Source organism: Shouchella patagoniensis, from assembly GCF_002019705.1.
Lineage (GTDB): Bacteria > Bacillota > Bacilli > Bacillales > Bacillaceae_D > Shouchella > Shouchella patagoniensis.
The window spans coordinates 2,192,992-2,219,405 of the sequence record NZ_KV917377.1 but is presented as its reverse complement, the minus strand read 5'-3'; the positions used below and the strand labels follow the sequence as shown (position 1 = coordinate 2,219,405).

At 36.8% G+C, this 26,414-nt stretch carries 32 protein-coding genes; 25 read left to right on the top strand and 7 right to left on the bottom strand.

Features of this window, described 5'->3' with window-relative positions; all coding sequences use genetic code 11:
* Positions 1 to 14 precede the first annotated feature (14 nt).
* Complete coding sequence (locus tag BK584_RS11810) at positions 15 to 425, bottom strand: hypothetical protein (RefSeq protein WP_078392790.1); 411 nt, start codon at positions 423 to 425, stop codon at positions 15 to 17.
* Positions 426 to 807: 382 nt separating this feature from the next.
* On the opposite strand from BK584_RS11810, the gene BK584_RS11805 reads away from it, so the two are divergent.
* Both BK584_RS11805 and BK584_RS11800 read left to right on the top strand, forming a co-directional pair.
* On the top strand, positions 808 to 993 hold the full coding sequence (locus tag BK584_RS11805) for a hypothetical protein (protein WP_078392789.1): 186 nt from the start codon (positions 808 to 810) through the stop codon (positions 991 to 993).
* Between the two features lie 503 nt (positions 994 to 1,496).
* A complete protein-coding gene (locus tag BK584_RS11800) occupies positions 1,497 to 1,739 on the top strand; it encodes a hypothetical protein (protein ID WP_078392788.1) in 243 nt (80 codons plus the stop codon).
* Positions 1,740 to 1,783: 44 nt separating this feature from the next.
* Here the strand turns inward: BK584_RS11800 and BK584_RS11795 are convergent, their stop codons facing one another.
* Complete coding sequence (locus tag BK584_RS11795; RefSeq protein ID WP_169871221.1) at positions 1,784 to 2,185, bottom strand: helix-turn-helix domain-containing protein; 402 nt, start codon at positions 2,183 to 2,185, stop codon at positions 1,784 to 1,786.
* Between the two features lie 405 nt (positions 2,186 to 2,590).
* Here BK584_RS11795 and BK584_RS11790 point away from each other — a divergent pair, with 405 nt between their 5' ends.
* The 5 genes from BK584_RS11790 to BK584_RS24160 all read left to right on the top strand — a co-directional run bounded on the left by BK584_RS11790 (position 2,591) and on the right by BK584_RS24160 (position 7,575).
* Positions 2,591 to 2,827, top strand: coding sequence for a hypothetical protein (locus BK584_RS11790; protein ID WP_078392786.1), 237 nt, complete (start codon positions 2,591 to 2,593; stop codon positions 2,825 to 2,827).
* Entirely contained in the window at positions 2,805 to 2,981 is a 177-nt protein-coding gene (locus BK584_RS24610; protein WP_169871219.1) for a hypothetical protein, read from the top strand. The genes BK584_RS11790 and BK584_RS24610 overlap by 23 nt, the downstream gene beginning before the upstream one ends.
* Positions 2,982 to 3,005: 24 nt before the next feature.
* Positions 3,006 to 3,455 (top strand): hypothetical protein, encoded by a 450-nt coding sequence (locus tag BK584_RS11785; protein WP_078392785.1) that lies wholly within the window; start codon positions 3,006 to 3,008, stop codon positions 3,453 to 3,455.
* 142 nt (positions 3,456 to 3,597) lie between these two features.
* Positions 3,598 to 4,125 (top strand): phage holin family protein, encoded by a 528-nt coding sequence (locus tag BK584_RS11780; protein WP_078392784.1) that lies wholly within the window; start codon positions 3,598 to 3,600, stop codon positions 4,123 to 4,125.
* 126 nt (positions 4,126 to 4,251) lie between these two features.
* A complete protein-coding gene (locus BK584_RS24160) occupies positions 4,252 to 7,575 on the top strand; it encodes a peptidoglycan recognition protein family protein (RefSeq protein ID WP_139365658.1) in 3,324 nt (1,107 codons plus the stop codon).
* A 51-nt stretch (positions 7,576 to 7,626) separates the two neighbouring features.
* Here BK584_RS24160 and BK584_RS11730 read toward each other — a convergent pair whose 3' ends face one another.
* The 3 genes from BK584_RS11730 to BK584_RS11720 all read right to left on the bottom strand — a co-directional run bounded on the left by BK584_RS11730 (position 7,627) and on the right by BK584_RS11720 (position 9,420).
* Positions 7,627 to 7,884: a hypothetical protein gene (locus tag BK584_RS11730; protein ID WP_078392783.1), complete on the bottom strand. Its 258-nt coding sequence runs from the start codon at positions 7,882 to 7,884 to the stop codon at positions 7,627 to 7,629.
* Positions 7,885 to 8,163 carry a hypothetical protein gene (locus tag BK584_RS11725; protein ID WP_078392782.1) on the bottom strand — a complete coding sequence of 93 codons (279 nt, stop codon included), beginning with the start codon at positions 8,161 to 8,163 and terminating at the stop codon, positions 7,885 to 7,887. It abuts the gene before it with no gap.
* Between the two features lie 121 nt (positions 8,164 to 8,284).
* A protein-coding gene (locus tag BK584_RS11720) for an IS3 family transposase (protein ID WP_139365657.1) occupies positions 8,285 to 9,420 on the bottom strand; the annotation gives its coding sequence in 2 pieces (ribosomal slippage) (positions 8,285 to 9,165 and positions 9,165 to 9,420; 1,137 coding nt in all).
* 771 nt (positions 9,421 to 10,191) lie between these two features.
* On the opposite strand from BK584_RS11720, the gene BK584_RS11715 reads away from it, so the two are divergent.
* Positions 10,192 to 10,788: a TetR/AcrR family transcriptional regulator gene (locus tag BK584_RS11715; protein WP_078392781.1), complete on the top strand. Its 597-nt coding sequence runs from the start codon at positions 10,192 to 10,194 to the stop codon at positions 10,786 to 10,788.
* A complete protein-coding gene (locus BK584_RS11710; RefSeq protein ID WP_078392780.1) occupies positions 10,778 to 11,893 on the top strand; it encodes a DUF418 domain-containing protein in 1,116 nt (371 codons plus the stop codon). The genes BK584_RS11715 and BK584_RS11710 overlap by 11 nt, the downstream gene beginning before the upstream one ends.
* Before the next feature lie 514 nt (positions 11,894 to 12,407).
* Here the strand turns inward: BK584_RS11710 and BK584_RS25370 are convergent.
* A complete protein-coding gene (locus BK584_RS25370; protein WP_281255751.1) occupies positions 12,408 to 12,536 on the bottom strand; it encodes a hypothetical protein in 129 nt (42 codons plus the stop codon).
* A gap of 184 nt (positions 12,537 to 12,720) precedes the next feature.
* Here BK584_RS25370 and BK584_RS11705 point away from each other — a divergent pair, with 184 nt between their 5' ends.
* The 14 genes from BK584_RS11705 to BK584_RS11645 all read left to right on the top strand — a co-directional run bounded on the left by BK584_RS11705 (position 12,721) and on the right by BK584_RS11645 (position 24,121).
* Positions 12,721 to 13,608, top strand: a complete 888-nt coding sequence (locus BK584_RS11705; RefSeq protein ID WP_078392779.1) for a helix-turn-helix domain-containing protein — start codon at positions 12,721 to 12,723, stop codon at positions 13,606 to 13,608.
* Between the two features lie 210 nt (positions 13,609 to 13,818).
* Positions 13,819 to 14,376, top strand: a complete 558-nt coding sequence (locus tag BK584_RS11700; protein WP_169871217.1) for an N-acyl amino acid synthase FeeM domain-containing protein — start codon at positions 13,819 to 13,821, stop codon at positions 14,374 to 14,376.
* 1 nt (position 14,377) lies between these two features.
* Entirely contained in the window at positions 14,378 to 14,629 is a 252-nt protein-coding gene (locus BK584_RS11695; protein WP_078392777.1) for an acyl carrier protein, read from the top strand.
* A complete protein-coding gene (gene fabZ / locus BK584_RS11690; RefSeq protein WP_078392776.1) occupies positions 14,626 to 15,078 on the top strand; it encodes a 3-hydroxyacyl-ACP dehydratase FabZ in 453 nt (150 codons plus the stop codon). Before BK584_RS11695 ends, fabZ begins: the two co-directional genes overlap by 4 nt.
* Before the next feature lie 20 nt (positions 15,079 to 15,098).
* A complete protein-coding gene (locus tag BK584_RS11685) occupies positions 15,099 to 16,292 on the top strand; it encodes a beta-ketoacyl-[acyl-carrier-protein] synthase family protein (protein ID WP_078392775.1) in 1,194 nt (397 codons plus the stop codon).
* Positions 16,293 to 16,305: 13 nt separating this feature from the next.
* Positions 16,306 to 17,331, top strand: a complete 1,026-nt coding sequence (locus BK584_RS11680; protein ID WP_169871215.1) for a beta-ketoacyl synthase N-terminal-like domain-containing protein — start codon at positions 16,306 to 16,308, stop codon at positions 17,329 to 17,331.
* Positions 17,332 to 17,336: 5 nt separating this feature from the next.
* The gene (gene fabG, locus BK584_RS11675) at positions 17,337 to 18,041 is read left to right on the top strand and encodes a 3-oxoacyl-ACP reductase FabG (RefSeq protein ID WP_245809002.1); all 705 of its coding nucleotides are present in this window, start codon (positions 17,337 to 17,339) and stop codon (positions 18,039 to 18,041) included.
* The gene (locus tag BK584_RS11670) at positions 18,041 to 19,123 is read left to right on the top strand and encodes a peptidogalycan biosysnthesis protein (RefSeq protein ID WP_078392772.1); all 1,083 of its coding nucleotides are present in this window, start codon (positions 18,041 to 18,043) and stop codon (positions 19,121 to 19,123) included. The genes fabG and BK584_RS11670 overlap by 1 nt, the downstream gene beginning before the upstream one ends.
* A gap of 26 nt (positions 19,124 to 19,149) precedes the next feature.
* Complete coding sequence (locus BK584_RS11665) at positions 19,150 to 20,274, top strand: MFS transporter (protein ID WP_078392771.1); 1,125 nt, start codon at positions 19,150 to 19,152, stop codon at positions 20,272 to 20,274.
* An 11-nt stretch (positions 20,275 to 20,285) separates the two neighbouring features.
* Positions 20,286 to 20,666: a 4'-phosphopantetheinyl transferase family protein gene (locus tag BK584_RS11660; RefSeq protein WP_078392770.1), complete on the top strand. Its 381-nt coding sequence runs from the start codon at positions 20,286 to 20,288 to the stop codon at positions 20,664 to 20,666.
* Complete coding sequence (locus BK584_RS11655; protein ID WP_169871213.1) at positions 20,659 to 22,146, top strand: phytoene desaturase family protein; 1,488 nt, start codon at positions 20,659 to 20,661, stop codon at positions 22,144 to 22,146. Before BK584_RS11660 ends, BK584_RS11655 begins: the two co-directional genes overlap by 8 nt.
* Before the next feature lie 309 nt (positions 22,147 to 22,455).
* Entirely contained in the window at positions 22,456 to 22,620 is a 165-nt protein-coding gene (locus BK584_RS24605) for a hypothetical protein (RefSeq protein WP_169871211.1), read from the top strand.
* 11 nt (positions 22,621 to 22,631) lie between these two features.
* Complete coding sequence (locus BK584_RS11650) at positions 22,632 to 23,837, top strand: GNAT family N-acetyltransferase (protein ID WP_078392768.1); 1,206 nt, start codon at positions 22,632 to 22,634, stop codon at positions 23,835 to 23,837.
* Between the two features lie 35 nt (positions 23,838 to 23,872).
* Positions 23,873 to 24,121 (top strand): hypothetical protein, encoded by a 249-nt coding sequence (locus BK584_RS11645; RefSeq protein WP_139365656.1) that lies wholly within the window; start codon positions 23,873 to 23,875, stop codon positions 24,119 to 24,121.
* On the opposite strand, the gene BK584_RS11640 is transcribed toward BK584_RS11645, so the two are convergent.
* Complete coding sequence (locus tag BK584_RS11640) at positions 24,118 to 25,395, bottom strand: helix-turn-helix domain-containing protein (protein WP_078392766.1); 1,278 nt, start codon at positions 25,393 to 25,395, stop codon at positions 24,118 to 24,120. The two genes, BK584_RS11645 and BK584_RS11640, sit on opposite strands and share 4 nt — an antisense overlap.
* A 304-nt stretch (positions 25,396 to 25,699) precedes the next feature.
* Here BK584_RS11640 and BK584_RS24600 point away from each other — a divergent pair, with 304 nt between their 5' ends.
* Entirely contained in the window at positions 25,700 to 25,840 is a 141-nt protein-coding gene (locus BK584_RS24600) for a hypothetical protein (protein ID WP_169871209.1), read from the top strand.
* Positions 25,830 to 26,366: a hypothetical protein gene (locus BK584_RS11635; protein ID WP_078392765.1), complete on the top strand. Its 537-nt coding sequence runs from the start codon at positions 25,830 to 25,832 to the stop codon at positions 26,364 to 26,366. The genes BK584_RS24600 and BK584_RS11635 overlap by 11 nt, the downstream gene beginning before the upstream one ends.
* Positions 26,367 to 26,414 lie beyond the last annotated feature (48 nt).

Below are 26,414 nucleotides of genomic sequence, written 5' to 3'. Positions count from 1 at the left end.
TGGTACTTAAACATCTATTCTTCCACATAAAATACGACGGCAGAATCGAACGTCTCGCTCACTTGAACGCCAACAACCAATTCCCCGTCTGAAAACGTCATTAATCCTTCTTCATCATCATCTTCCAGCCATTCAAAATCATCAGGTACAAATTGTAGAGTGTATTCAAACGCGTCTTCATATGTTTCGATATCCTCATCATTCGCCATGTTTAAAAGGATATGTGTCGCAATCCCATTCTCTTCTTCTAATACATGGATCCCATCACCATTTGAATAAACAAACACATCGTTCCCACCTACATGATTCTCACCGTACTTATCAAACGCTTCCGCTTCATCTCCAATAGTCACGCGATCCTCATTGCTACTAGCACAACCTGCTAATAGTAGAATACTAGATACAACTAATAGACATTTCCACACGATAACCCTCCTGCACAAGAAGAAGCTGGGACATAACTAAAAGTAGGACTTGAAAAGAGGAATAATATAAAATATGCTAAGTGGCACTGCTGCAGGAGAACCCTTCGCTTTCCGGGGGCACGGCCTCAGCCTCCACCGTGGAAAACCACCACTCCAGAGTCTTCAGACACGTGCTGGTCCCCCAGGAGTCTTCGGATTCTCCTTCCGCTAACTTTCTTATAAAACAAACGACGAACATCTTTTCTTACGGAATGTTCGTCGTTTTGATCTGTCTATCTACTTTTGTCCCAGGCTTTTTATTACTTACCCTGTTCCAAATAGTACAGCATTTTATCGTAAAAGGCTATTCCTATAGCATTCATTTCACCTTCAGATAGCACTTATGAAACCTGTCGTTGAACCTCTTTTAGATGATGAAACGATGAAACAGCTTCAGCAGAATGATGGTTCTTTTGATGAGCCAAATCCGTATTTATTTCCTAGTGCTTTTACCAAAGAAGAGGAGACGTTTATGGAGAAGGTGATGCATGAACTGATTCGAAGTAAGGCATCAGATCATACAGAATGATCACGTTAACCAAACCGCTCCCCAGACAATGATCTTTTGCAACAAACTTTTAGGTGCACTCACTATGTGAAGGCATGGACTTAATCAAACATAGTGCTTTTGCTTAATAAACCATACTAAAAAAATTGATTCCTTTATGTTTAGGAATCGACTTTTTTATGCTGAAATAACAGTTTAAAGACAAAAAACACGAAAGCAAATCTCGAATTCGATTATAACGAATCTCCTGATGAGTCAAATTTTTTAACGCAAAAGTGGGGGGATTTACTTCTTAAATGCGGTTTTAACATAAAAGCTAGTCCTAATTTCAAGTTAAAAGGGAAGTTTGATAGATAATTTTTTGAGTATTTGGTTATAAAAAGGAGGTTTCTATATGATTTCTTTATCTCTAAACTAAAGAAGAACCTTATAAGATTTTTGTTGCTCTATATTGTACTATGAATGTAAAATAACAATAGGTGGAGAACGTGTGTTCTGTAAAATAGAAATAAGGTGTGATTATGATGGCTAGAAATGAGGAAGATAAATGTCAAAGCGTTCAAAATAACTCTAATCAAGTGAAAACACTTATTTACAAAAAGCTTATAGTAATAAACGAGATGCATCATTTTTTACCAGAGGATAAGGGGGTAAGTTTCGAACATATTCTCGATTGTTTGGAAGAAAATGATGTTATATCTGGTAATGAAATTAAAAATATAGTAAGTGAGTTAGTTCTTGAATCAGAAGAAGAAAAGATAAAATAATGTGGGTTTGAATACAAAGTGGTTACGAAAAGCACTCCTGTGGTTTAGTCACTTTGAGTACTTTTCGTATTTGTTTTCGTTTCTATTTTGTGTGTTTTGTCAAGGGCGTCATCACTTTGTCTTTGTATAGCGACTTCTAGAATAGAATTTATCATATCAAGTTGTTGTTTATTCAGTTTAATGTTTTTCCAAGTCAAATTATCTTGTTTTAAATAGTCAAATAGCTCCGGACTCTTTTCAATTATTGGATCATCACTTAGTCCTAGCAGAAAATCTGCAGAAACATTAAATAGAATCGATAGTTGTTCCAGGTTTGAAATGGACGGCGTCTTTCTATCTACTTCATATCCTTGAACTGCAGAATAAGTGACTCCTAGCTTTGAAGCAACTTGTTGAATGGTTAAATTGCTTTTTTTTCTAAGCTCTCTAAGTCTATCTCCTCTCATCCTGTTCCCTACTTTCATTTAAATTAATTTATTTCTTATAGTAATATTTTGATGTAAACTCACTATTTCCTCTTTCTAATAAAGATCTTTAAATTTCTCTACTAAGTACACCATATATTTTTATAAAGATATACGATTAAGTATAAACTCTTTTAATTTCATGAAACACCGATTTTAGTCCTTTTTTTGTGCCTATGATTGAGTAAAATATTACCAGTAGTAATTAATGGTGTCGTGCTTTTATGTTACCTGTAGTAATATTTTGGAGGCGGAATACACTGTTGGTATTGACAAAGGTGCGAATAGTTCTTAAGATGAAAAAGAATTATATTATTACCAGGGGTAACATTTTTATACAAGTAGTAACAAATGGCGGTAGTATCTAATCTAAAAGAAGGGTGTCATATGGCCAACGATAAACTTATATTTAAACGAGATGATCACGCATTTCTACCTTATGCGAAGAAAAAAGGATTTGTTAAACCTGACGCTGCAAGTGAAGTAGATTGGAGTAGTGTGAAAATTAGTGCTTTTATTGAAAATGGCAAGTTAATTGATCATTACGGTGAGATTGTTCCTGGCATAGATGTAGAGCTAGAGGATCAGGAAGATGGTTTTGATGTATTATTTTGTAAAGCGTAAAGACGGTGGAACGAACATTTACAAAGATGAGAAATATTATGGCCAGTATATGCCACTCTACAATGGCGTCGCAGTTAAGTTTGTTAATGGAAGAGACTACATAGTGGGAAATGAAAAAGAAGTTATTAAGGTTGCAAAAGCACAGTTAGACTAATTAATTTAAAGGTGGTATTGAGAGATGAGTGTCAAGGATAAGACAAGAATGGAACAAATCAAGGTCATTGAATCAATATTAAGAAAATACAAGACTTATCAAGCGGGGAAACTGAACCTTAAAAAACAATTATACGCAATGCTACCAGATAAGTCTAAAATATTGGATTTCGAAAGAGTGAAGGAAGATGCGGAGTCTCTAAATTCCATACTTGAGAGCCCAAATCAAGTAAAGCATGCAAAGGGTATCCATGAAGAGATTTTACATTACAGCTTAATCACTGATTCCGTAGATATAGCAATCGAACAGTTAGAAGAGATAGAGTCGGAATTTGTTTATTTTCGATATTTTGATAACCGCACCATTAAAGAAACATCGATTGAGATGGGTTATGGAGAAAAGCACCTCTTCAATTTAAGAAATCGCGTATTAGATAAACTTTTGATTAGTTTGAAATCATTTATAACAAATTAATTGTATGTTTTTAGCCTCGTTCGAGGTATGAACTGTCAAACGACCTATTAAATATACAAACTTAAATGAGCCAATTGTATTTTCAGTTGGCTCATTTTTAATCTCAATTTCTATATATAAGGAATTCATAAGGAGTCTACTAATGTTTGATTTGATTATTAAGCTTATAGGTACCGTAATGGGTGCTGTGATTACGTATTTATTTGGAGGGTGGGACGTTTTGTTACAATTTTTAATTTTAGTTATGGTGGCTGATTATTTTACAGGTATGTACAAAGCATATAAATTAAAAGATCTTTCAAGCAAAGTCGGATTTACTGGAATCATAAAAAAAGTTCTTATCCTTGTCGTCGTTGTATTGGCACACGGGCTGGATGTGGTCTTTACGGAAGAAGGTATCCCTTTATTTGGTTTTGAAATTCCAATCCTTAGAACCATCGTCATTTGGGCCTATATCATTAATGAAATGGTCTCTATATTAGAGAATCTTCGTGGATTAAATGTGTACGTTCCAAAAGTACTACAACAGTTATTAGATAAATTGAAAAGTAGTAAAGAAGAACAGGCAAATGCACTTGTAAACATTAATGTTAGAGCAAATCATTCTAATGATAAACAACAGAAAAATAAGCTTCAAAGTAGGGATGAAGAGAACTTTAAAAATGAGTAGAATTTATGTAACGTCATTTATTAGAGAGTTTTTATTCAGTAATAACATACCAAATATGGGATATATACCTATTAAATCCAAGCTATACTAATCACTGTAATAAATTTTGTTTTTAGGAGTGATTATATGAGTAACCCAGCGCCAAGACCAGGTGAAGGTATTGTGTCATATTTAGACCGAATCGGAATTGATTCGTCATTTTCTAATCGTGAGCGTTTAGCAGCGCAACATGGCATTTCCAATTATCAGGGTACAGCAGCACAAAATGAAGAATTAATGCAAGCAATTGCTAGTGGGGGATCCGGCGGCGGTCGTGTACTACGACTTACGGACCCGTATATGCAAGGAGAAGACGTGAGACGATTACAACAAGCTCTCGTAAATGCGAACTATGTCTTAGCTGGTGTGGATGGCGTTTATGGTCCATCAACAGCAGACGCTGTGAGACGATACCAGAGCAATAATGGCCTACAAGTAGATGGAATTGCAGGACCAGCCACACAAGCCCATCTCGGAATTAGCGGTGGAGGCTCAGGAGGCTCAGGTGGAGGTCGTGTGCTACGACTTACAGACCCGTACATGCAAGGAGATGATGTGAGACGATTACAACAAGCTCTCGTGAATGCGAACTATGTTCTATCTGGAGTGGATGGCGTTTATGGTCCATCAACGGCAGACGCTGTAAGACGATACCAGAGCAATAACGGCCTACAAGTAGATGGAATTGCAGGACCAGCCACACAAGCTCATCTCGGCCTAAGTAGCGGAGGAGGCTCTGGTGGTACCGGTGGAGGCCGTGTACTACGACTTACAGACCCGTATATGCAAGGAGAAGACGTGAGACGATTACAACAAGCTCTCGTAAATGCGAACTATGTTTTATCTGGAGTGGATGGCGTTTATGGTCCATCAACAGCAGACGCTGTGAGACGATACCAGAGCAATAATGGCCTACAAGTAGATGGAATTGCAGGACCAGCCACACAAGCCCATCTCGGAATTAGCGGTGGAGGCTCTGGAGGCTCAGGTGGAGGTCGTGTGCTACGACTTACAGACCCGTACATGCAAGGAGATGATGTGAGACGATTACAACAAGCTCTCGTGAATGCGAACTATGTTCTATCTGGAGTGGATGGCGTTTATGGTCCATCAACGGCAGACGCTGTAAGACGATACCAGAGCAATAACGGCCTACAAGTAGATGGAATTGCAGGACCAGCCACACAAGCTCATCTCGGCCTAAGTAGCGGAGGAGGCTCTGGTGGTACCGGTGGAGGCCGTGTACTACGACTTACAGACCCGTATATGCAAGGAGAAGACGTGAGACGATTACAACAAGCTCTCGTAAATGCGAACTATGTTTTATCTGGAGTGGATGGCGTTTATGGTCCATCAACAGCAGACGCTGTGAGACGATACCAGAGCAATAATGGCCTACAAGTAGATGGAATTGCAGGACCAGCCACACAAGCCCATCTCGGAATTAGCGGTGGAGGCTCTGGAGGCTCAGGTGGAGGTCGTGTGCTACGACTTACAGACCCGTACATGCAAGGAGATGATGTGAGACGATTACAACAAGCTCTCGTGAATGCGAACTATGTTCTATCTGGAGTGGATGGCGTTTATGGTCCATCAACGGCAGACGCTGTAAGACGATACCAGAGCAATAACGGCCTACAAGTAGATGGAATTGCAGGACCAGCCACACAAGCTCATCTCGGCCTAAGTAGCGGAGGAGGCTCTGGTGGTACCGGTGGAGGCCGTGTACTACGACTTACAGACCCGTATATGCAAGGAGAAGACGTGAGACGATTACAACAAGCTCTCGTAAATGCGAACTATGTTTTATCTGGAGTGGATGGCGTTTATGGTCCATCAACAGCAGACGCTGTGAGACGATACCAGAGCAATAATGGCCTACAAGTAGATGGAATTGCAGGACCAGCCACACAAGCCCATCTCGGAATTAGCGGTGGAGGCTCTGGAGGCTCAGGTGAAGGTCGTGTGCTACGACTTACAGACCCGTACATGCAAGGAGATGATGTGAGACGATTACAACAAGCTCTCGTGAATGCGAACTATGTTCTATCTGGAGTGGATGGCGTTTATGGTCCATCAACGGCAGACGCTGTAAGACGATACCAGAGCAATAACGGCCTACAAGTAGATGGAATTGCAGGACCAGCCACACAAGCTCATCTCGGCCTAAGTAGCGGAGGAGGCTCTGGTGGTATCGGTGGATCCGGCGGTTCTGGTCCGGGTGAAATTGGAGGAGGAAGTATTGGTGATTTAACGATTAGACAAGACTACATCCCACGTTCAAATTCCAATCGTCCTGGTTACGCAATGAATCCACAATATATTACGATTCATGAAACAGCCAATAGAAGTACAGGTGCAAATGCACTAATGCATTCACGATATGTAAAAAATCCTACTACAGCTGTATCTTGGCATTATACAGTCGACAGCGGACAGATCATTTATCAGCACTTACCATTAAATGAAACAGGCTTCCATGCTGGTGATGGAAGTGGGAATGGGAACCGAAATAGTATTGGAATCGAACTATGTGTAAACAGTGATGGCAATTTCTCTCGAACGCGACGGAATGCTGCTGCATTAGTTCGCCAACTTATGGCTAATCACAACATTCCTATTTCAAGAGTGGTACCTCATCAACATTGGAGTGGGAAAAATTGTCCGGCTAACTTGAATAATAGTGGACAGTATGATGATTTTCTTAGACAAGTCATGAATTCTAACATCGGTGGTGGAGACGATGATCATGCAAATAAGATCTATCAACCAACTTCAGTGTTCTTGCCTGTTATGGTTAATGAAAGATTAGATCTGTTATTTAATTCCAACTATAAAGGGATTGCTTTGACTGGGTCTTATCCTATTAAAGTGGCGAATTTCAGTGGGGAGTTAAGAGGAAGATTAGTAACTAATAGCCATAATGTATGGACAATTAACTCAAAAGAAGTGGTGACAGGGCGAATAAATATCCAGGGCGCTTTAGATCGTTTTATCAATGAAATTGCTAGTTATATGGGCGCTGATGTTACTGTAGTTAATCGAGAATTAAATCAAGTTGTAAGAGCAGTTGATGGTATTGATGAAGCCCGAGTGTCTTATTTTGATTTTAGTTGGTCTTCCAGCTTTCCTTTCGTTTCGATGGATTGGATGAGTCTTGAGATAACAAAAATATTGGATGGAGATGTAAAATTATTTGAGAGCATTGCGCTAACTGATGTAGATTTTAACTTTAGAAATAATAGAGTTGCGTTTGCTTTTGTTGTTGTTCTTACAATAGCAGCAGTTATCTTACTTGCAAAATTAGCTGCGGGGGCTGCCTTAACTAAAGGCTTGGTTTCAATTATTGCTTGGTTTGCCGCTCTAGTCTCAGGTATAGTTGAAAATACAATTAGTTTAATTACTGCTTAGTATAATTCAAAAAAGATCCCATTATATAGGGATCTTTTTTGAATTGTACTTTCATTTTTTTTCATTCAATCGTTCTAATTTTTCTTTTAGTTTATCAACTTCGTTAATTTGATGTTCTTGATTTTTTACTGTTATTTTAAAATGTTCAACAACTTTTTCTTTAATTTCGATTTTTTTATGTAGCTCTTCTAACCTTTCATTGACCTCATTATCAATATTATTTTTCTTACTATTAATCTGATTTTTGTTCTGAATTAGTACCGCTATAATACAAACAAATAATATACTAAGCCAAAATAAATAGAACATCTAAATCCCTCTCTTTTTATCTTCTAAAGCGTTTATTTCTTCTTTCATTTCTTTTAACTTTGTTTCAATCGTGGATTGTTGACTTGTACATTCTTTTTGTAGAAAGCGTAGTTCTTGATCTAATTGTTTTTCCTTTTTATACTCTTTTTCTCGTACAGTATTCAACAGTTCGATCTTTTCTTTAGAGAAATTTTTAAAACTATTACCTCTTTTGGTTAGGATAATTGCACTAACTATAAAAGTAACTAATACTATAAGCATACTAATTTCAAATACCACTAATTTATCCCCTTTCTTAATAAACGACGAACTCCATTCTAGCAGATATCATAATAATAATAAATATATGGCTATTCATTCATGTGATTAAAAAATTCAATAATGAACCGTCAACACTTTTCTAGACACTTTTTTTGTGGGCGGTTTGTTTGAATTCAATCGGGCTTTGATACTGTAAGGTTCCGTGTATGCGAAAATGGTTATACCAATGAAGATAGTCAGCTAGTTCACGTTCTAAGTCCGTGGTTGTGTCGAACGTATAGCGCTTTAGGAACTCGACTTTCACGATATGAAACATCGATTCAGCTACCGCATTATCGTAGGGACATCCTTTTAGACTTAACGAACGTTCAATCCCAAACGCCAGAAGCGATTCGTCAATGGCTCGGCTTGTAAATTCACTCCCTCGATCGGTGTGGAAAAGCGTGATTTTTCGTAAATCTCCAGTGACAGAAGCGAAGGCTTTTTTAACAAGTTCACTCGTTTTATTTGGTCCGTGACTCCATCCGATCACTTCTCGATTATACAGATCAAGCAGTAAACACACATAGTGCCACCGCCTGTTTACGCGTGTATATGTGAGATCACTTACGATACTATGTCGTTCTTCTTCTTGTGCAAACGAGCGATTTAACTTGTTGGCAATGACCGCCTCGTTACTCGGTGTTCTTTTGGGTTTGTATTTCGCAACGGTATAAACGGAAACCAACCCTTGGCTAGCCATGATTCGGCCAATCCGTCGTCTCGAGACATGGTACCCTTCTCGAAGAAGCAATGCTTTCAATTTACGCGTTCCATAAGTCCCTCGATTTTCTAAAAAAAGCCGACGAACGAGTGATGTCAGCGCATCCTCTTTGGGTTTACGTTGAGTATGTTTAATCGCATAATAGTACGTACTTCGAGAGAGGTTTAGGACGGCACACATTGCTGATACCGAGTATTTGTGAGCGTTATTCCGAATCACATTTACTTTCGTCCCATGATCAGCGCGGCTTGCTTTAAAATATCATTTTCCATTTTGGCGTGAGCCAATTCTTTACGTAATCGCTGGAGTTCTTCCTCTTGTTCAGAACGGTTATCTTTTTCCTTAAATGATCCAGATGTCGTTGCCTGTTTGATCCATTTGTCTAAAGAGGACGGGGTTAGATCATACTCTCGAGCAATCGCAGCTCGCGATTTCCCACTCTGATGTAACTGAACCATTTGCTTTTTAAATTCGGGTGTAAACGTTCGACGTTCTCGTTTTGATTGGGTCATGACACTCGCTCCTTATGGGTTCTTATTTGTAGTGTAATCCCCCACAAAAACGTTGTCCAATTTAGTGTAGCCGATTCAAGGCGGGGCATGAGCCAGTGTATGTAAATAAACTAATTTCTCATAAAAACGATGTTGATGTGCCAATACTTGTAGGGACTCAAGAAATAGTTACTTTATATGAGTCTGCTGCTAAAGACCGCGTTCTAGGACAAGAAACTCGCGAGGATTGCGCGGAAGGATATGATTGCAGCTAAGGTCAGTTGAGCTTTGAGATTAATTTGGCTATGCTAAACCATGCTTTAATAAATGGCTGGAGGAATATCGATATCACATCTAATTCTTACCAGTCATTTTTTATTAGAGGAGGGAAGGGCTTTATATTTTTACAAGTTTACATAAGATACAGTACCTTTAGCCTCTTTTACAGGCTTTTTCAAGTCACTATTAAGGTTTTAGTTGTTTTAGTTAAAAAGAATCTATAATTTTTGTGTAGATTCTTTTTTGTCAATTTAAAATGTATATTGCACACTAATTGCTACTCACTTTTTAAAAAACTAAAATTCTATCATTAAATGTCGTAACTTAGTACTTTATGAGAAACGGGAAACCGACTGGGGAAGTTGGCTAACATAAGATCAAAAAGCAGCCATTCAGCTGCTTTTTTTAATTTGTTCTTATTGCCAAAGTGAAGAAGCTGTTATTCTCTGGTTGCAATAATCAGACAATGGTGTATAATTTACTTACCGGTAAGTAAATGAAGGGGGTTATAAAATGCGTAATAAAGAAGAAACGTATAACCAAATTGTTAAAACGGCTTATGAAAGGTTCGCTAAAAAGGGATTTCATCAAACCAGTTTGTCCCATATTGCTTCAGAGGTTGGCATATCGAAGCCGGCTATTTATTATTATTTTAAGTCGAAAGATGAATTGATTAAGTCTCTTTTTGAAAAAGTGACTCAAGAAATTCATGCGATTACGTTCATCGATACAAAGACAATTACGAAAAAAAATGTAAAACAAAGCTTATACTCTATAGGTGAAAACGCCATAGCCCAGCAAGTGAATGATCCTCATTTTAATCATTTGTTTAATCAGTATCTATTACTTGCCTCGCAAGACACGTATTATTCGGAGCGCCTTGTGACGATCCAACAAGATTACTTAAACCTGTTTAATACCTTATTCACCCATGCTGTAGAGATTGGGGCGATACAGGAGGAAAATATCTTAATAAAGTCCCAATTGCTCGCTTTAGTGTTTGATAACATTACGAATTTCATTTTAACGGACATGAACTTAGACTATAAGAAAATATGGCAAGAAGCAGTAGATAGCGTTCTCTCTGGGATTGAAATGCATGAACAATAATATAAGCACAAACCGAATAGAGGGATTGGATCTTGCCCGAGCGTTAGCGATGTTTGGGATGATCCTCGTTAATTTTATGATCGTGACAGGAGCAAAAGGGAACGGTCATCCTCTATTGGTTTGGTTCACAAACCTATTCGAAGGAAGAGCCGCAGCAACCTTCGTTATCTTAGCCGGAATTGGCATCACCTTGATGACCCAAAAAGCCCGGTTTACTCGCGACAAAGCAGTTGTCAAAAGCGTTCAAGTTTCTTTATGGAAAAGGTCTCTCCTCTTATTTATACTGGGGTTTCTTTTATACGTTGGAGGGTGGACTGGAGACATTTTACACTACTACGGAGTGTATATGGCTTTCGCGACACTATTCATCTTGTCATCTAAAAAGATAATAACGATGTTCATCATGATCGTTGCGGTTATTGCTCAAGTTTATCAAGTGGCATTTACGTATACGAATGGTTGGAGTTCGGCTAATCCATTTCTAGAATACCTTGATTTTTGGACGTTGACTGGTTTTTTAAGAAATTTATTTTTGAATGGGCACCATCCTGTATTACCGTGGATTTGCTTTTTATTGATTGGGATGTTGATAGGTAGGTTAAATCTGGTTGATCGTGGAGTAAGAAAAACAATTATGTTCGCAAGCTTGATCACACTTACCTTGATTGAAATTCTCTCCAGAGTCTTAATAGACTCGCTTACAACCTCGATCTTGACGATAGATCGGGCAATATTCTTATTTGAAACAAATGCGTATCCACCAAATGTATTCTACTTACTCTCGAACACCTCATCAGCGCTTCTTATTATCTTGTTGTCAATTTACGTAGCAGAAAAATGCGCATCAAATAAATTGATTCGCTCACTCATTTATACAGGTCAATTCGCCTTAACTCATTATATCAGTCATGTGGTCATTGGCATTGGTCTCCTGGTACTCTTTAATCGAGTCATCCTCTTTAACGGCTTTGAAGCCCAACCACTGTCATTCACATTTAGGTATGCGTGTATTTACTTCGTAGGTAGTATCCTATTCTCAGTCCTATGGAGAAACAGATTTAAAAGAGGACCGATCGAACTCGTAATGAGGAAGTGTTCATCGTAGGGAACACTTCCGAGTGGTTGAGTACGAAACACATTCTCTCGTTTAAGTGTAACCGTTTAGCAGTCTACGTTTTGTGGTGCTGTCAACGAACACGTCGAGTCGTTGACAGCACGATACATATTCATTCGAATTTGTGAATATCTTTTTAGTCTGAGCGTTATTGCTTACAAGGGAGGGCAGAAGGATGGGACTGGACGTATATAAAGTCAGAGTGGATGGCTACGAATCCTAGTTTTTAATTAGAAGTTAACCTGATTAGTAAGTGTCAGGGGGTCTTTTCATGGTCTTAGCTTTATCCCGCTCTTGATGAAAGAAATTTTGCGAGAGCTGGTCATGCTAAAGATGTTTGAAACAAAAAAAGGCAACTCAGATGGAGTTGCTGTACTCTGGAAGGATTGATGAAATTTATTAAATAGTTAGAAATTTAATTGGAAGAAAGCTTCATTTTAGAAAAAAGATATGGTAAAGTATGAGATAATGAATGATTTTTACTTATACCTCCATGGAGTTGTATTTATTTGTGGTTTTCTCCTAGGTCTAATGGATTGTCAACCAGGCGAGTATAAGAGGCAGTCTCTTCCATCATATCCACACCAAATGTTAAACCTACAATTGTCATTACGATTGATAAAAATGTTTTCATTTTATTTCCTCCTAAAGTGTATGTTAGTGACTTCGTTAATTAGATAGTAATTTTTTAACAGAATTATGTACATGTGGATATTCAGCCTTTAAAGAGCATAGCTCCGCTTTGGAATATTGGTTTTCTAAATATTAGTAATCCTTTTCAAAAGAAATATAATTGTGGTTATATTAGGGGGGATTTAATGGATCTTGAAGTGGGGAGAAAAATCCGCGACTTACGTAAGTACTACCGTATGACTCAAGAAGAATTGGCGGAGGGAATTTGTACGCAAGCAAGTATCAGTAAAATTGAAAAGAATGCGGAAACGTATATATCTGCACAAATTCTATATTCAATTAGCCAACGATTAGGTGTTTCGATTGAATATTTTTTTAATGACAATGAAGTATTAAATATCAGCTATATCAACGAAGTATGTGATCAATTAAATGAATTAGTAACAAATAAGAATTACGGAGAAGCATATGAAATTGTTAAATTAGAAAAGAAAAACGTTAAGTTTATTACTAAGAGACATTTAAAGAAGTACTTGCTATGGAGAGAAGCATTATGCATAAATTATCTATTTGGGAAAAAACCTGAAGCGTTAGAAATGATTAATGAAGCTCTACTGTTATCGGAAACGACTGAAAAGAATTATTCATTAGAGGATTTAGACATTGTGACCAGTAAAGCAATCTTGCTTGGAGAATTAGAAGATTGGAAAGCATCATTAGACCTTTATAATACCATCTTAGAAAACATCAAAAAGATTCCATATCAAAAAGACCGACTCACACTTATAAATATCTTTTATAATGCTTCAAGATCAGCAATAAAATTAAATGATTATAACCAAGCTTTATTATTTTGTAATAAAGGAATATTAGTCTGTAAACAAGAAAAAACCTTTTTCTTGTTAGGCCACCTTAATTACCAAAAGGCAGAATGTTTAATTCATATAAATATGCAAGATATGGCAACCCCTCTTCAATTCTACAGAAAAGCGTTGGCTTTATTTGAGGAAGCAGAGCAAGAGAAGTACATAGATATTGTGACGATGAAAATTAATAAGCTCATCCATAATTAAATAGAAGTCGTGTTCCAAGTCCTCTAATTTTTATAGGGCTTCTTTTTTTTGAATATAACCAGCGTTATATTTTTAAACAACTCCCTAAGCTTACGACGGTGGAGCTTGAATAATCGCTGTAGATGGTCTGTAACTAGAAATACACGGTTTTATTGATCCATCTATACTCTAAATACAGAGAGAAATAAAGAATACAAAGGAGGACAAAAAGTGATCAAAGCTGTTGTGATTAATGATAAGGAGAGGCTATCCGAATTTTATAGGCTTAGATATGATGTGTTTGTTGTTGAGCAAGGAGCTGCCCCAACCTCTTTTTATCCAGACAAAGAATTAAAGGATGACTTTGATGAGCAGGGTATACACATTGGTTGTTATATGAATGATGAGTTGGTTGGAACGATTTCATTCATTCATAAAGAACAACATGAAGCATTAATGGTTGAAAAAGTTCATCATTTAAAAAGTGATAGCTCGAAGAACTATGCAGAAGTCATGCGATTTATTGTCGTTGAAAATGCTAAAACAAAGAAGTTTGGTGTAAAAGGTCTTATTGTCAATAAGCTATTAGGTAAACTTTATGAGGTCTTACAGCAATATAAAATTGACTATGTTTATGTTCAAAGTTGTGAATCTGTTCAAACGCTATATGAGTCTATTGGATTTAAACAAATAGGTGAGTATCAATTGTATGAAGGCATTTCAAATGAATGTCCAATGGTATTGGATATGAAGGCTATTAACCAAAATATCTTAGAAGGAGTGAAATAATATGTTAACAAGTAACGAGGTAAATTCCGTAAAAGAAATTATTGCTGAGGTTCTTGAAGTAGAGATGGAAGAAGTACAAATGGAGACGGATTTAGTAGATGAGCTTGAAGCAGATTCTATGATGGCTTTAGAAATCATGGCAACAGTTGAAAAAACATTTAATGTGGTCATACCAGAAGAAGAGTTACCTAATTTTGGCTCTTTGTCAGAAATTATTAATGTGGTTACGAAGTTAAGAGGGGTTCCACAATGAGTGTTGATTTAAATGAAACTCATGAAATCAAAATGGACCAACTACTTGAGATTTTACCACAACGGTATCCAATGATCATGGTTGATAAAGTAACTTATCTTGATGAAAAAAAAATTATTGCTGTCAAAAACGTTAGCGGAAATGAACCTTGCTTTTTAGGACATTTTCCTAATAAGAAGGTATTTCCAGGTGTGTTGCTAACTGAAGCGATCGCTCAGGCCGGCATTGTTTTATTACAGCAGGGAACTCAATTAGAGGAGGGGGATACACCTGTTATTTACCATACAAATATAAAGTTTAAGCATATGGTCCTTCCTGGAGATCAATTAAAGACTGAGGTCGTTTTTCAGAAAAGAGTGGGTCATTCTGCGATTGTTAATGCGTCAGTCTACGTAGAAGATATTTTGGTTGCGTCGGGTAATTTAACATTCACAATTACTAAACTATAGAACGGGAAGGGGTTAATAAATTGAAAAGAGTCGTCGTAACAGGGATTGGTGTCACCTCTTCGATCGGAGTAGGAGTGAATGAGTTTTGGGAAGCTTGTTTGAATGGTGAGTCTGGGATATCAAAAATTCAAAAAGAAGGGTTAGAGCTTCTTGAACCCAAATATGGCGGTCAAATTCATGATTTTGAGCCTAGTCATTCAGTTTTCATAAATAATCATGGAGAAATAGGAAGAGGTTCACAATTACTCATATCGAGTGTACGTCAAGCAATAGAGAATTCGGGGTTACATGTGGATGACTATCAAAAAGGGGACTTCTTTGTAGGAACAACAATGGGTGAAGTCACGGTAGAAAAAACAAATGATGATTTGCATCATGGTCGAAAAAGCATAGATGCGTATGTAGAACAGAATGATTTAAAGAATATGTTGGTTTATGCTGCGAGAGAGTTTTCCCTACAGGGGTATACTTCCTTAATTACAAATGCGTGTGCTGCTGGAAATTATGCATTAATTCAAGCATATGACCAAATTAAAAGAGGGCGGTCCAACATTGCTTTTTCCGCAGGAACAGACCCGTTTTCGACAGTCGCTTATTATGGTTTCAATCGTCTCAAAGCTATATCACCAGACAAGTGCCGGCCGTTCGATAAGAATAGAAAAGGGATGCAAGTGGCTGAAGGCTCGGCTTGTCTGATTTTAGAAGAATTGGGGCACGCAATAAATAGAGGTGCATGTATTTATGCTGAAATTGGAGGGTATGGTGTGAGTTGTGATGCACACCATATTACGTCTCCTCATCCAGAATCCAACGGCATTATTCGTGCAACGACAAATGCTCTTAACGCTGCGGGTGTTAGGTCAGAAGAGGTTGATTATATTAGTGCTCACGGAACAGGAACAAGTGCCAATGATCGAGTGGAATCGAGTGCTATTAACCGTATCTTTGGTATGGATACACCGACAAGTTCTATTAAATCCATGTTAGGGCATACCATGGGGGCTGCAAGCTCAATTGAAAGTGCAGTTAGTTGTCTAGCAATCAGAGATAATGTTGCTCCACCTACAATAAACTTTGAAACGCCAGATGAGGAGTGTCCAATTGATTGCATACCGAACGAGGCACGAGAGTTCGAGATTAATACAGTAATAAATAATTCTTATGCGTTTGGTGGAACGAATGCAAGTGTTTTGTTTAAGCAATATCAAGGATAAGGGGAGTGATAGAGTGACAAAGCAAGTAGTGATTAAAGGCATCGGTTGCATTACGCCGTGGGGAGATATCGTCGAAGATGTTATTCGAAATGATAAGGAGAGAAGTTTAGATACGAATCTAGTAAAGGATTTCGATTTACAAAAGTATGTGAAAAGAAAGGGGCTCAGAACGTTACCCAAATCGACAAAAATGGCAATCGCATCTACTGAATTAGCACTCAAAGATTTAGATGTATTGGGCTATAAGGAGCTACCAAAAGAACGGATTGGCGTCTTTGTGGGGACCTCTTTGAGCTATGTGAATAACATCCAAGACTTCTTGGAACCTACTTATGAGAAAAATGCTAATTCCGTAAGCCCAATTAAATTCCCAAATACAGTCCTAAATAATATTTCTGGCTGGGTATCGATTGTCTTTGGAATTGAGGGGATTAATAGTACGGTTAATAACGGGACTATGTCTGGAGTTGATGCACTCATTCAGGCACAGAGCTATTTAGAAAGTAACGTGATTGATCGGGCCATTGTTATTACAGTCGACGATATCGATAAAGCCATTGTTCACAATAAAAATAATGGAAAAAGACAGGATCAAACAATAACTGAATCTTCAATCACTTTTATTTTGGAGCAATCTCATACATTAGAAGGTAGTTATGGGCTAATTAAGAATGTAGAAGCGTGGATGAATCCATATAATTCTATCGAAAGGTTGCAAAATGTAATCTCGACAAGACTTCGAGGTATCTCTTCAATTGAGTATGTTTTATGGGGTTCAGAGAATGGAATCGATGGAAACATTGAGAGGCAGTTAAATGCAATTTATCAAGGGGAAATAACAAAAACGTCCGATTTCTTAGGTGATGCCCTTTCATCGTCAGCGTTTTATAAAATCATGATTGCTCTTTTTTCTAGTCAGAATTCGCTTATTATCGAAACGAACAATATGGGAAACCAAGGCGTATTTGAAGTTGAAAGTGTAGTTGTTACAGAACGAAAAGAGATCATACATGAAAGAAAGGAGCTTAGTTTAATTTGAATAGAGTGGCGCTCATTACAGGTGGATCGAAAGGAATCGGCGAGGGACTTGTCCGAGATTTTGCAGCAAGGGGCTGGATCGTACATTTTACTTATCATAGTAGTCATGAGAAAGCTGCTAGTATAGAAAGTGAATATTCGAATGTTTTTTCCCATCAAGCTGATGTTACTGATTATCAAACGGCAAAGGCAATCGTAAAAACGGTCATCAATCAACACGGAAAAATTGACTGTTTAATTAATAATGCTGGCATTACAAAAGATAAAACGATTGGATTTATGAATGAATCCAATTGGAGAGACGTGATTGCAACGAATCTTACAGGTAATTTTAACTACTCGAAATTTGTAAGCAAAGAAATGATGAAACAGAGATCAGGCTCAATTATTAATATTGCTTCTATCTCTGGAATTATTGGTATTCCTGGGCAGTCGAATTATGCAGCATCAAAGGCCGGGATTATTACAATGACTAGAACGATAGCGAAAGAACTTGGGCCATTTAACATAAAAGTGAATGTAGTAAGCCCAGGTTTCATTGAAACGGCTATGACGGATGGAGTAAGTTATCAAGATATGATCGAACGTTCTCCTTTAAAAAGGGTAGGACAGATTGATGATATTTCCGGAGTGGTCCGTTTCCTCACTACACCTGAAGCAAATTACATTACGGGTCAAAATTTAATAGTGGATGGAGGACTTTCTATATAATGAATATCTCTGTATACAAACGTTATGAAGAGATAGATGAAGGGTTTCGCCTAAAAGTAGAAAGTAAATTCCTTAGGACGAGTGAATATTCGAAAGAATGGTTTCTTTTTCTAGAGGAAAATTTGTTGGGGTATGAACCACTATATTTTATTGGCGGGGAAGAGAATGATGTAGACTTTTTTAGTACCGGATTTATCGCAAGAAAATTAAACGTCACAAGCTATTTAAGTAATAAACCAAAAGCCATGTTTGATTGGTTAGATAAATATTTAGTTAATCCTTTGAAGTTCAATGTGGTGTTTATAAAGAATCCTTTATCAAATTTTGAGGGTATTCATAGCTCAAAACAGGATCAATTGAGCGAGTTTATAGGTGGATGTAAAGATTATATCTATAATGTCTTGAAATTTGATTCTATTTTTATTGGGAATGTAGGTGATACAAAGCTAAACGATGGGATAAGTGAAGCTGCGTTTATTAAGATTCCATACTACCCCAACACCTTATTGAGTACAGATTTTAATTCTTTTGATGACTATTTATTGTCTGTTAAGAAAAAGAAGCGGTGGGATATTAAGAATAAAATAAAATCTTTGCATCAATACGAGGCGTCTATTGAAGTCGTTGACCGTATTAATCATCAAGATTCAGAAAGGGTTTTTGAATTATATAATAAAACAGCGGAACGGGGAGATGCTTCTCCATATCCAATTATCTATTCAAAATCAAGCTTTGATCAGTGGGATGGAATGGGAGAAAGTTACAAGTGGATCTTAGTTAAATTCCAATCGGAAATTATAGCGTTTGCCATGGTCGTAAGAGAAGGAGATAGTTTGTTATTCAAACATGTAGGCATGGATTACAAACACTCTACTCAGTGCTTCGCTTATTTTAATCTTTATTATGAAGCGATACGTCTGGCGATCCAAGAAAACGTAAAATCAATGTATTGTGGACCGACAACATATGATACGAAGAAAAGTCTCGGTTGCCAACTCGTTGAATTAAATGCTTACTTGTCGGTTAAAAATTTTTTCTTAGAAAAAGCAATGGGCAAGGTATTAACAAAAGCATTTGAATAAGCGCATCTTGTGGAGAGGATATTTGTATGAAAAGGCTGTTATATATTGTATTTATGTTTAACTTTCTGTTTAGTCTGTTAACGGCTATTTTACCCTTATTGGTTTTTGACATAACGAACTCTGCAGCTACTTCTGGGTATGTATTATCTACATTTATGATTGCTCTTTTGGTGACGAGAATTTTATTGCTGACACATGAAATTGACGATTATTTGCTTTTGAAGGTTGGATTAACAGCATATTGTTTAGGTTTTTTACTACTCTTCGTAAACGCCACGGCAATAGCCATGTTTTATATAGGGGCTGTCATGTTTGGCATAGGAGTAGGAATCGTTGCTCCCGTACTGATTACACTCATAACGGGTTTAAGTGAACGCCCCAATGCTGCAGTCGGATGGCATAATTCATTTTTAGGTGTTGCATCTGCATTCGCTCCAATATTGGGTGTTTCACTCTTTTATTCCATTGATAATCGAGGTTTTTTATATCTGATTTTGACTGTCTTAGCTCTAACAACACTTAGTTTAGCAGTCTTCATAAGAAGAACAGGAGATAAAAAACGGTTTAAAAAGACAAAGATAAATGGAGAAGCTTTTAGCAAAGAGTACATTCCTAGTTACATGGTTTTTTTATTAACATCGATTAGTTACGGAGCTGTTATTGCTTTTTCTCCGATATTTTTTGAAATGATCGGTTTAAGAGTAGATGTCTTTTACTTCTTTTTCTGGAGCTTTTTTATCGTTGCTCAACTTAGCATGTTGAAGATTAAGGAGAAGGTAGCAGAGATAAAACTTTTGAACATAAGTATTTTTCTTATTTTTGCAAGTTCACTTTCAATCGTTTTCACAACAAATTATATCCTTTTGATAATTACGGCAATTGTATTTGGTTTCTCTTATGGAGGGATTATGAATTTATTTTATAATCGCATTGCTATTGTAAAAGAGAGTAAAGCTAAAAGTGATGCTTACAGCATATTTGGTTTAATGTCTTACTTAGGTGTAGGATTAGGTTCAATGCTTCTGAGCCCAATAGCTAATCATTCTTTAGCGGTTCTTTTCATTATCTCTTCTTTGTTTCCTTTATTAGGTGTACTAATTAATATGCTAGTAGACAAGAAAAGTAAGATGAAAATGGTCACTAGTAAATAAGGGGAGATCGAATGATTTATGGTACAGGATTAGATATCGTGGAACATAGTAGTGTAGAAAAATTAGTGAAAAAGGGTACCTTTCAAGCTTTTAAAAGGAAATGGTTCTCTGAACATGAGCTTTACCTCATCGAAACAGCTTCAAATCAAATGAAACAATTTTCAATACTGTTTAGTATTAAAGAAGCTTTTATAAAAGCTTCAAATGGGGAAGCGAAATTAAAGGATACAAGAAAGATAAACATTTTAAAACGGCATGGCAATTATCTAATCGTGGGTTTTTATGAAGAATTTTTAAAGGATAAGAAATACCGGATTGTGGTGTCTCAGAATAATGTATTTACCATTTCTTCTATGTGCATTTTCCAAAGAGAAGGGAGTTTATATGAATAAAAAAGATGGCCAAGATTATGATGTGGTTATTGTAGGCGGGGGTCTTTCAGGGTTAACAGCGGCTGCGCTATTAACGCAGAAGGGAATGAACGTGTTGGTAGTAGAACAACATTATTTCTTAGGAGGGTGTGCCCACACGTTTAAGCGGAAAAAATATGTATTTGATACAGCTATCCATCTCATTGGCGGTGCGGAAGAAGGGGGAGAGATTCATAACTTATATACTCAATTAGGTATAAGAGATCAAATTGAATTTCTTCCTGTGGACCCTCTTATTAACTTATGTATAGATAACCATTTTTACGGCATACCAGCTAATTTACAAAAGTTAGGTCAATTAATGGGTGAGTGGTTTCCAGCGGATTCAAAAGCTGTGAAAGAAGTTCTAGATGAAATAGTGTATATAGGTAGTTTAAAGGGGAATTTTACGTTTCAAGATTTAAAGAAAATAAGCGAGTTAGAAAGGTTAAGTTATAAAGACTACTTATCTAATCGATTTCATCATCCTCACTGCGAAAAGATCTTGAGTAGTCTACTATTATTTGCTGGATCATCAATTGATGAACTGTCTACATTCAAAATGATGAATATTATGGCGAGTTACCATGGAGGAGGGTTTTATCCTAAAGGAAGTTCACAGCAATTGAGTAATTGTTTGCGCGATTATATTTTGCAGAATGGAGGAGATGTAAAAATAAAGCGGACGATTAAACGGATAGATATCCAAAACAATCAAGTAAAAGGTGTAGTCGACCACAAAGGTCAGTATTTTAAAACACAATCAGTAATCTCAAGTGCAAGCTTTTCTGTAACAATGAACATGTTAAACAATGAGAAGGTCAAACAAGAGGCCTTGAATAAAAAACAAGTAAAAAAACTAAAACCATCAAACTCAGCCGTGGTATTATTCAGTGTTATTAAAAACGAGGATTTGCCAGATCAATTAGCACATGAGACGGTGTTCTTTTCTGAAGAAAATATATATTCAGAAACAGGGATGTTGTTTAACCCAGAAAATACGGAAGGAGATCCTGTTATTTCCGTAAGTTGCCCGTCCTTAGCAGACGCAGATCTAGCACCTACAGGATACAGCATAGTAACATTTATGTCATTATGTCACGCTGAAACAGTTGAGTCTATTCGTGATAATAAAGGGAAAGAGTACATTCTAGAGAAATTTTTAAGCGTTCTAGAAAAAAAGATACCAGATCTCCGAAAGAAGTTGGTCTATCATGAGTTTTCAACACCAAGTACGATACAAAGGTTCACCTTTAATCCTGAAGGAGCCATTTATGGATGGAAGAAAACGGTCAGTCAGCAAGGGGTGGCATCCATTGCTTCTAAAGTTTCGATAGAAGGATTGTATTTTACTGGACATTGGTCACAGGATGCTCATGGTGCATATGGAGTTATGAGGTCGGGTAGAAAAACAGCAGAACAATTATTAGATTCCAACATACAGATAGGAGTGAGTTTATAATGAGAAATAAACGTTTAATCTCTTTTGGTTTATTGCTATTAGTAACTGGTGGTATTTCAAAAAAACGAGCGAGAAGAACATATATACCAATTAAAGTTAGGTAGAGAAAAAGGGGCTTTTCTACATAAAAGAGTCCATACTGACAATATAGGTACACAGTCTGTAGTTTCCTTTTCCGTTGCCATGCACATACATCATAGTATGTGCTTCTTGTTTGTGAAGGTGAACGATTGATTAATAGAAGAAAAGGTGGTTTTCAGCTAAAGTAAAATTCATTTGTATTTCCGCATAGGGGTAGGGGAATAATGAATGCAGTTGATCGTGGAAGGGAGGGGCAACAAACAACGAATACGACCAATCAATTTAAGGAGGCTTGTAGTCATTTTCCTAATGAATCAAGCTCTTGAATTGACTATGGATAAAAACTTCTTTAAAATGAATGATAGTCAGTCATTCGAATCATTCTTAATTTAAGGAGTTTTACTATGGGTACTCATCGCAAAGATCAGTTAGAAATGCGTCAAGTGACCAGTGAACATACACAAGATTCAATCGATTTACTGAAATATGTGTTTCAAGTAACCCATCAAGACGTATCACAAATCGGCGAGTCACAACTGGCTCGGTGGAAAAAGCCGATGATCGAAGAGTGTTCTGTGATGGGGTGGTTTTCAAAGAATAAATTAATCTCCCAAATGGTTGTTTATCCGTTTTCCGTAAATATACATGGTCAACCGTTTAAAATGGGAGGCGTAACAGGTGTAGGCACCTATCCGGAATATGCCGGTCTTGGGTTGATGAATGATCTAATGAAAGAAAGCTTAAGGATAATGAAGGAACGCGGTCAAACAATCTCTTATTTGTTTCCTTATTCGATTCCTTACTATCGCAAAAAAGGCTGGGAAATCATTTCAGATGTCATTACGTACACCGTGCGTGATACCCAAATCCCTAAGCCATACGACGTTCCAGGAAGAATTGAGCGTGTGCCTTTCCACCATGAGGACATTCGTCAAGCATACGAGACGTTCGCCAAAAAAGAGAATGGCGCCATGATTCGAAACCAACTCGCATGGGATGAACATTTTAAATGGGAAAAAGACGAGTTAACATGCTGTGTGTATTACAATGAAGAAAATGTACCGACTGGGTATATGTATTATAAAGTCGAGAATGAAACGTTTTATGTAACAGAGATGATCTATAACAATGAAGAAGCACGTCGAGGAATTTGGAATTTTATCGGTGCCCATTTTTCAATGGTCTATCACGTGAAGGGAAAGATTTTCGAAAATGAACCTCTTTCCTTTTTCTTAGAAGATGGTGAAATTGAAGAAAAAATTGCCCCTTACTACATGGCTCGCATCGTAGATGTAACAGGATTTTTAACAGCTTTTCCTTTCACAAAAAACGCCAATGCTTCTCTGACAATTCAAGTGAGTGATCCACTTCTTGAATGGAATAACGGGACATTTGCCATCCATTTTAACAAGCAATCCGTTGAAGAAGTCGTCACGGAAACAGAGCCAGATGTGGTCATTGACGTTCAAACATTGGTCACCTTACTCCTTCATTATAAAAATGCCTCTGATTTGAAAAAAATAGGGCGCATTCAAGCAAATGATGAAACCATTTCGTACCTTGAATCCATTATCCCATCGAATCAACCATGGTTCTCCGATTATTTTTAAAGATGTTTACTAACAGGTTAAGGCTGCCACTCCCAATGAAAAGGAGGTCAGCCTTTTTCGCATTTTCAACGGAATCTAGAATGACCATGTTGGTCATTGGACTGCTTGTTGTGTGTTTGCTTTTTAAAACGCCGACAGCAACATTAGTTGGTCGTGTATTGGAAGGGATAAAAAAGCGCTTGGTAAGCATAATGGAAGAGTCAATAGTGAGTACACAAATAAAAACGAACTTTATAATTAACAGTAGTTGGTTGCGTCACGTAAATAAAAAGATGCGTATCTAGGTGGTTTTATTTGAAGCAATTCGATAGTAGTTGGAGGACTTCTTATAATAACGTAATTCGTAATAATAATCGGCGAGTTCATTTGAGATTTCTTTAACAAGCTTACTTAGCTTTTGTTCAATTGCTTTTGTTAACGCATTTTTCATTTCCCTCTCGTAGCCGTCTTCATCTCCTCTTAATTTAAATACATTTGCTTTTTTTTGGAGCAATTCAACGAGTTGATACTGAAGTTTCTTTTGAGTTGCAAGGTTAATTGCTTCAGTCAAATAATAATCTATACGGTCCCACTCTTTTTTTTGGATATAAATGTCGAGTAGGCTGTTGAATATGTAAACCGCTTCGTTGCTTTGCTTGTTTGTGTTATCTAACGCCTGATTATATTGTTTAAGTGCCATGTCGAACTCTTCTTTTTCCTGATGAATCTTACCTAAATGATAAAAAATCATAATCTTAGTAGACTTGTTTTCTAAATTAGGGAATAACGTTAATCGGTCCTGAGCTTCATTCAGGCAGGCAAATGCTTTATCGAAATTTTTCTGTATATTATATTGTATGCTTTTGCTAATTAAAACATTTATCGCTTGCAGGTGTTTCTCTTCAGAGTCGAAAATGTCCAACGCGTGCTTCGCGTATAACAGACATACATTCATATCGCTTACTATACGTTGTTTGGTAATACTAATGTTGTAGTAGATCTTCGCCATTTCAATTTGATTTTCGTTCCCATAATCTTTTGCCTTAATAAAATAATAATCCGCTAACTCGAAGTCTTCTTTTATATAAAAATAATTCCCTACTGTTTTAAATAAGAAGAAAACGTCATTTACATTCTGGGTAAAGTTTTTTTGTTCCATTGGAATAAGGTTGTTCCCCCGAGTGAAAATCTCATCACTTTTTGTTATGTCTTGAGTTCTGACAAAATAATGTAACAGAATATTAAATACGCGAAGCGTTCGTTCTAAAGGGAGAAGTTCTAAAAAATAAAGTCGTAAAATTCTAATTTCTGACTCGAGAAAAATGTGGTAGGGATCTTTATCATATTTATCAATTAACCGCTCCATTTGTCTTTTGTACTTTTCAGAAAGATCATCCTTTAATACATCAATTGTGACTTCAAGTCTTTCGGATAGTTTTTCAACCAAATGTTCTGTAGGTTTGGTCTTCCCATTCTCCACTTTGCTTAGGTATGCGACCGAACAAATGCCTTCAGCTAGCATCGACTGAGAAATATTGTGATACAATCTCAATTGCCTGATTTTATCGCCTAATTCCATTTTAGCCACTCCTAATTTCGCTTTTTACTCTCTATAAGACACTACTGTTATATATACTTCTTGGATTAGTAGAAATCCTGCTGTAAATGGGTATAAAAAACAATTCATTCGTTACTTTGTCATTTAATGCTTACACCACTTTTTATTCATTCGTCTGGTTAGATGTTAAGAAGTTAAAGCAATCGGTTAAATTTCACCTAAAAAGAATCCATTCATTTGCGTATTATTTAACGATATTTTCCTACTATTTATTAACTGTGTCCACACGATACACTTGGTTTAACAAAAAGAGGAGGTTGGTACGATGAAAAAATATACATTCATACTAGTTGCTCTAATGATCATGGTTATTGCTGGGAATGGTAGTACTTTTAATTCTATTGCTGGTGATACGCTTCAACCAGGTCCGTTCAGTGAATATGAGGAAATGAAGGATGAAGCCTGAAGGTAGGGATACTTTACTCACCCAACTTGAGAGCCTTCGATTTAATCAAATTCCGTGCTATGTTGTACTGCCAAATCAACAGGGGAATTGGATGATGACCTATCTCGTCCATAAAAATGTAATCGCTCAGGTGTTTTATGATTGTCTAAGAAAATTTAATCACCATCACTACAAGCTAGCTGGAAATATTATACCATTCATTATGAGTTTGAAGGAAAATTTAGTTGAAGGTTTAGAAAAAAAAGATATTTACTATTTTAATTATAACAAAGTTGAGATGATGAACAGCAGTGACTTGTCAGTAAAATTGTCAGAAAAAATAACGAATTCGGTTGGTCCAGATTCAAAGTTAATTTTTGGCTTTATCACTATTGAAGAAAATGAAGGTTCTGAATTGTTTCGAAATGATTTAAATAAGAAGATGAAATTGCTTTCTCTAGAAGGAGTAAAGGAAGACGTAGTTCAAGCGAAAGCTGAATTGGGCGAGAATAAGTGTATCCTTGAGATCACTCATGTTTTAATGTAAACCACCGTGCACAATTGGGGTTAAAAAATTAATTAATTATTAATTTTA

Coding starts and splice junctions, on each gene's coding strand:
- BK584_RS11805 (WP_078392789.1), top strand. CDS start 808: ATGAAACCTGTCGTTGAACCTCTTTTAGATGATGAAACGATGAAACAG.
- BK584_RS11730 (WP_078392783.1), bottom strand. CDS start 7,884: ATGTTCTATTTATTTTGGCTTAGTATATTATTTGTTTGTATTATAGCG.
- BK584_RS11660 (WP_078392770.1), top strand. CDS start 20,286: ATGATTTATGGTACAGGATTAGATATCGTGGAACATAGTAGTGTAGAA.
- BK584_RS11665 (WP_078392771.1), top strand. CDS start 19,150: ATGAAAAGGCTGTTATATATTGTATTTATGTTTAACTTTCTGTTTAGT.
- BK584_RS11650 (WP_078392768.1), top strand. CDS start 22,632: ATGGGTACTCATCGCAAAGATCAGTTAGAAATGCGTCAAGTGACCAGT.
- BK584_RS11705 (WP_078392779.1), top strand. CDS start 12,721: ATGGATCTTGAAGTGGGGAGAAAAATCCGCGACTTACGTAAGTACTAC.
- BK584_RS11715 (WP_078392781.1), top strand. CDS start 10,192: ATGCGTAATAAAGAAGAAACGTATAACCAAATTGTTAAAACGGCTTAT.
- BK584_RS11785 (WP_078392785.1), top strand. CDS start 3,006: ATGAGTGTCAAGGATAAGACAAGAATGGAACAAATCAAGGTCATTGAA.
- BK584_RS11640 (WP_078392766.1), bottom strand. CDS start 25,395: ATGGAATTAGGCGATAAAATCAGGCAATTGAGATTGTATCACAATATT.
- BK584_RS24160 (WP_139365658.1), top strand. CDS start 4,252: ATGAGTAACCCAGCGCCAAGACCAGGTGAAGGTATTGTGTCATATTTA.
- BK584_RS11695 (WP_078392777.1), top strand. CDS start 14,378: ATGTTAACAAGTAACGAGGTAAATTCCGTAAAAGAAATTATTGCTGAG.
- BK584_RS11655 (WP_169871213.1), top strand. CDS start 20,659: ATGAATAAAAAAGATGGCCAAGATTATGATGTGGTTATTGTAGGCGGG.
- BK584_RS11710 (WP_078392780.1), top strand. CDS start 10,778: ATGAACAATAATATAAGCACAAACCGAATAGAGGGATTGGATCTTGCC.
- BK584_RS11800 (WP_078392788.1), top strand. CDS start 1,497: ATGGCTAGAAATGAGGAAGATAAATGTCAAAGCGTTCAAAATAACTCT.
- BK584_RS24610 (WP_169871219.1), top strand. CDS start 2,805: ATGTATTATTTTGTAAAGCGTAAAGACGGTGGAACGAACATTTACAAA.
- BK584_RS11635 (WP_078392765.1), top strand. CDS start 25,830: ATGAAGCCTGAAGGTAGGGATACTTTACTCACCCAACTTGAGAGCCTT.
- fabZ (WP_078392776.1), top strand. CDS start 14,626: ATGAGTGTTGATTTAAATGAAACTCATGAAATCAAAATGGACCAACTA.
- BK584_RS11795 (WP_169871221.1), bottom strand. CDS start 2,185: ATGAGAGGAGATAGACTTAGAGAGCTTAGAAAAAAAAGCAATTTAACC.
- BK584_RS24605 (WP_169871211.1), top strand. CDS start 22,456: ATGCAGTTGATCGTGGAAGGGAGGGGCAACAAACAACGAATACGACCA.
- BK584_RS24600 (WP_169871209.1), top strand. CDS start 25,700: ATGAAAAAATATACATTCATACTAGTTGCTCTAATGATCATGGTTATT.
- BK584_RS11790 (WP_078392786.1), top strand. CDS start 2,591: ATGGCCAACGATAAACTTATATTTAAACGAGATGATCACGCATTTCTA.
- BK584_RS25370 (WP_281255751.1), bottom strand. CDS start 12,536: ATGAAAACATTTTTATCAATCGTAATGACAATTGTAGGTTTAACATTT.
- BK584_RS11780 (WP_078392784.1), top strand. CDS start 3,598: ATGTTTGATTTGATTATTAAGCTTATAGGTACCGTAATGGGTGCTGTG.
- BK584_RS11645 (WP_139365656.1), top strand. CDS start 23,873: ATGAAAAGGAGGTCAGCCTTTTTCGCATTTTCAACGGAATCTAGAATG.
- BK584_RS11670 (WP_078392772.1), top strand. CDS start 18,041: ATGAATATCTCTGTATACAAACGTTATGAAGAGATAGATGAAGGGTTT.